Origin of the sequence: Dietzia sp. DQ12-76, from assembly GCF_014145045.1 — a bacterium.
GTDB lineage: Bacteria > Actinomycetota > Actinomycetes > Mycobacteriales > Mycobacteriaceae > Dietzia.
Window position 1 is genome coordinate 3,661 of record NZ_JAALDV010000435.1, and the last position, 3,622, is coordinate 7,282.

The 3,622-nt window shown below is 68.2% G+C and carries 3 protein-coding genes and 1 pseudogene; 1 reads left to right on the plus strand and 3 read right to left on the minus strand.

Features of this window, described 5'->3' with window-relative positions; all coding sequences use genetic code 11:
• The first annotated feature begins 747 nt into the window (after positions 1-747).
• Positions 748-1,026 (plus strand): hypothetical protein, encoded by a 279-nt coding sequence (locus G6019_RS14200; protein ID WP_107757434.1) that lies wholly within the window; start codon positions 748-750, stop codon positions 1,024-1,026.
• Positions 1,027-1,100: 74 nt separating this feature from the next.
• Here the strand turns inward: G6019_RS14200 and G6019_RS14205 are convergent, their stop codons facing one another.
• The 3 genes and pseudogenes from G6019_RS14205 to G6019_RS14215 all read right to left on the minus strand — a co-directional run.
• The gene (locus tag G6019_RS14205; protein ID WP_182613305.1) at positions 1,101-1,685 is read right to left on the minus strand and encodes a hypothetical protein; all 585 of its coding nucleotides are present in this window, start codon (positions 1,683-1,685) and stop codon (positions 1,101-1,103) included.
• 240 nt (positions 1,686-1,925) lie between these two features.
• Positions 1,926-3,212: an adenylosuccinate synthase gene (locus G6019_RS14210; protein ID WP_107757436.1), complete on the minus strand. Its 1,287-nt coding sequence runs from the start codon at positions 3,210-3,212 to the stop codon at positions 1,926-1,928.
• 122 nt (positions 3,213-3,334) lie between these two features.
• Positions 3,335-3,622: pseudogene (locus tag G6019_RS14215) on the minus strand (biotin-dependent carboxyltransferase family protein); the annotation flags it as partial.

Consider the following 3,622-nt stretch of genomic DNA (forward strand, 5'->3'; position numbering starts at 1 on the left):
CGGCCGCTCGGGAACGTTCGTCTCCGCCGCTGACCTGCCCGGGGCGGTGCTGACCCGGGCCGCGGAGGAGTTCGCAGAGCGGGCCGCGGGGGCGGGATTCGACGTCGAGGACGCCGCGGACGCGGTCCGCAACGCCTTCCGGCACCTGCGCTGACCGCCCGGGGCGATTCGGCCCGATTCGGCGCGATCCTGGACGCATCGGCCGAGTAGACCTCTCGCAGAACGTGACCCCGCTTCACAGAAGGCGATGGGGTTCCAGCGAATGCGATCGGCGTGCAGTGGCTGGCATCGGAGTTCACTGGGGGCGACCCGGTCGACCGGGTTGCTCCCACCCTTGCTTCTCGAATGCCCCGTGGACGAATCGGGTGAGCGTCCGCGGAGTGTTCAGCAGCCCTTGCGTCACTCGCCTCACCTCCCATCCGAGGGACGCCAGGCGCAGCATCGCCACGGAGTCCGCGTCTCGACGGGCTCTGGTCAGGTGTTCGTGGCCGTCATACTGCAATCCGACCTTCCACTTGCGGTTTGCCGGGTCGAGCCGCGACACCAGTCCTCCGAATCGCGACCGAGCGCATTCGGCGAAAACTGGTCTCAATCCGGGAATCGTCGGCGAGTTCTGAGATGGTCCCACTCGGCCGACACCTCCAGGAACGCGCTGCATTTCCGGCTCGCGAGGGTGTGGGGCATTCCCCGGACCAGTCCGGCAGGCCCATAGGTAATGCCGAACGGCCGCGCCGCGATAGTGGGGGCATGATCACGAGAACCGCCACCGCTGCCACCGCTCTCGCCCTGGCCGCTGCCACCACCGTCGCCGTCGCCCCCGCTCACGCCGGACCTGCGCCGGAAGGCCACGTCGCCTACGTCGCGCAGGCGTCGGGTTCCGCAGACGGCGGCTCGTTGGACAACCCGATCATCGGAGCCGGGCTGCTCATCATCGCGGGGCTTGGTGTCTCGGCGGTTCTGGCCATCGGCGCGGGGGTGGCGGGTGGCGCATTCGAACTCCCACCCTTCCCGGGCCTGCCGTCGTGAACTGACGACATCACCCAGCACCGCCCCCGGCTCCACGAGGTGGCCGGGGGCGGTGCTGGGTATGGACGGTTCGCTCAGCTCCCGAGCGAACCCGTCGTCCGGGCCACGGAACCAGAGCTTCCGAGGCCGGCCAGAGCGGAATCCAACGAACCGAGACCGGCCGGGACACCGGCCCCAGCAGAGATCTCCATCTCGATGTACTCGTCGCCCGCAGAGCAGATCGCGAGAGCGGACGGAGTGAAGGACCCGTCGGTGAGCGTGGCGTTCGTATCGTAGAAGCCAGGCGACAACGTGGCGGTTTCCCCGTCTTCGACACCGCCCGTGAAGAGGCCGAGCTGCCCGTTCACCAGCGCCTCGGTCACCTTCGCCTCCAGTGCCGGGGGCGGTGACGCATCCGGATCCTGTGTCCGCAAGACGGCGTACATCTCCGACAGCAGACTGCCCGGCCCGCCGTACGCGATACAGAACAGATCCTGGCCGGACCTGTTGGTGTAGGAGATCTCGGTGTTCGCGCCCTTGCCACTGACGCTCACGCTGCTCGGGCTGTCGAGTACGGGATCGGCGCCTTGGGCCCCGGCCACTCCGGCCCCGGCGAGGACGGTGGCAGAGGCGACGGCTGTGGCTGCGGCGGCGACGCCGAACCTGGTGAGAGTGCGCATATGGTGCTCCGATCGGGAGAGGAAGCGACCGGCCGGTCGCCTGACTCCGACTTCACCTCAACGGCTCAGAAAGCACTATCGGACGAACACACGACATGTGTCATTCGTTCACATGAAACCGATTCACAACGTACACAACGGGCTCACCCGCCCCACGCGAGCAACGAGAAGAGCGTCCCGCGCACCCGCCTATCGGCCAATGCGTTCGGGGCGCTCTTCTCGACGTGGTGGTCGATCGACTCAGCCCAGGATGTCGCGCCGCACCACGTTCTCGTCGCGGCCCGGCCCCACTCCGATGTACGACATGTGGCAGCCGGCCAGCTCCTCGAGCCGCAGCACGTAGTCGCGGGCCTCCGGCGGCAGATCACCGAACTCGCGCGCACCGCGGATGTCGTCCTCCCAGCCGGGCATGGTCTCGTAGATCGGCGTCGCGTGATGGAAATCGGTCTGCGACATGGGCATCTCGTCGTGCCGCACGCCGTCGACGTCGTAGGCCACGCAGATCGGGATCTCGCCGATGCCGGTGAGCACGTCGAGCTTGGTGAGGAAGTAATCGGTGAAGCCGTTGACGCGCGCGGCATAGCGGGCGATCACGGCGTCGTACCACCCGCAACGTCGGGTGCGACCGGTGTTGACGCCCACCTCACCACCGGTGACCTGCAGGTACTCACCCCACTTGTCAAAGAGCTCGGTGGGGAACGGGCCTGCGCCCACGCGCGTGGTGTACGCCTTGACGATGCCCAGCGAGTGCGTGATCTTGGTGGGGCCGACGCCCGACCCCACGCAGGCGCCGCCGGCGGTGGGGTTGGACGAGGTGACGAACGGATAGGTGCCGTGGTCGACGTCCAGCATGGTGGCCTGGCCGCCTTCCATGAGAACGGATTCGCCGCGCTCCAGGGCCTGGTTGAGCATGAGGGCGGTGTCGCTGACCATGGGACGGAGCCGGTCGGCGTAGCCGAGGAAGTACTCGACCATCTCCTCGACCTCGACCGCCCGGCGGTTGTAGATCTTGACGAAGATCTGGTTCTTGAGGTGCAGCGCGCCCTCGATCTTCTGCCGCAGGATGGATTCGTCGAAGACGTCCTGCACGCGGATCCCCACCCGCGAGACCTTGTCCGCGTAGGTGGGGCCGATGCCTCGACCGGTGGTCCCGATGGCCTTCTTGCCCAGGAACCGCTCGGTCACCTTGTCCAGCGCCTGGTGATACGGGGCCACCAGGTGGGCGTCGGCGGAGATGCGTAGCCGCGAGGTGTCGGCGCCGCGGGCCTCGAGGCCGTCGATCTCCTCGAACAGCGCCTCGAGGTTGACCACCACACCGTTGCCGATCACCGGCACGGCCGTGGGCGAGAGGATGCCGGCGGGCAGGAGCTTGAGCTCGTACTTCTCGCCACCCACCACCACGGTGTGCCCGGCGTTGTTGCCGCCGTTGGGCTTGACCACGTACTCGACGCGGCCACCGAGGATGTCGGTGGCCTTACCCTTGCCCTCGTCGCCCCACTGGGCGCCGATCAGGACGATCGCTGGCATGGTTCGCTTTCACCTCGAAAAGTGTCGTCATTCGGTGAGGGACGAAAACCGGCCCGCAGGCGGTGACTCCGCGCACACCAACGGACCAAGGTACCTGGTCCCGCCTCGGTTACCCTAGTCGGTCAGTCCGACACCCTCCGGAAGCTCACCGGCGCTCCCGGCAGGAGCTGGGTCAAGGCGTCCGAGGACCGCGAGGTGAGCACCCCGATCACCGGGTACCCGCCCGTGACGGGGTGATCGGGCCCGAACACGACGGGCGCCCCGTCCGCCGGGATCTGCACGGCGCCGCGGACCATCCCCTCGCTGGGGATCTCCCCGGTGCTCGACCGGGGGACGGGTCCGGCGGGGTCGATGCGCACCCCGACCCGGTCCGCGTGCGCGCTGACGTGCCCGGTCTCCGCCAGAACCCG

Excerpts from the sequence above, each read along its gene's own strand:
- G6019_RS14200 (WP_107757434.1), top strand. The coding sequence starts at position 748 with ATGATCACGAGAACCGCCACCGCTGCCACCGCTCTCGCCCTGGCCGCT.
- G6019_RS14205 (WP_182613305.1), bottom strand. The coding sequence starts at position 1,685 with ATGCGCACTCTCACCAGGTTCGGCGTCGCCGCCGCAGCCACAGCCGTC.
- G6019_RS14210 (WP_107757436.1), bottom strand. The coding sequence starts at position 3,212 with ATGCCAGCGATCGTCCTGATCGGCGCCCAGTGGGGCGACGAGGGCAAG.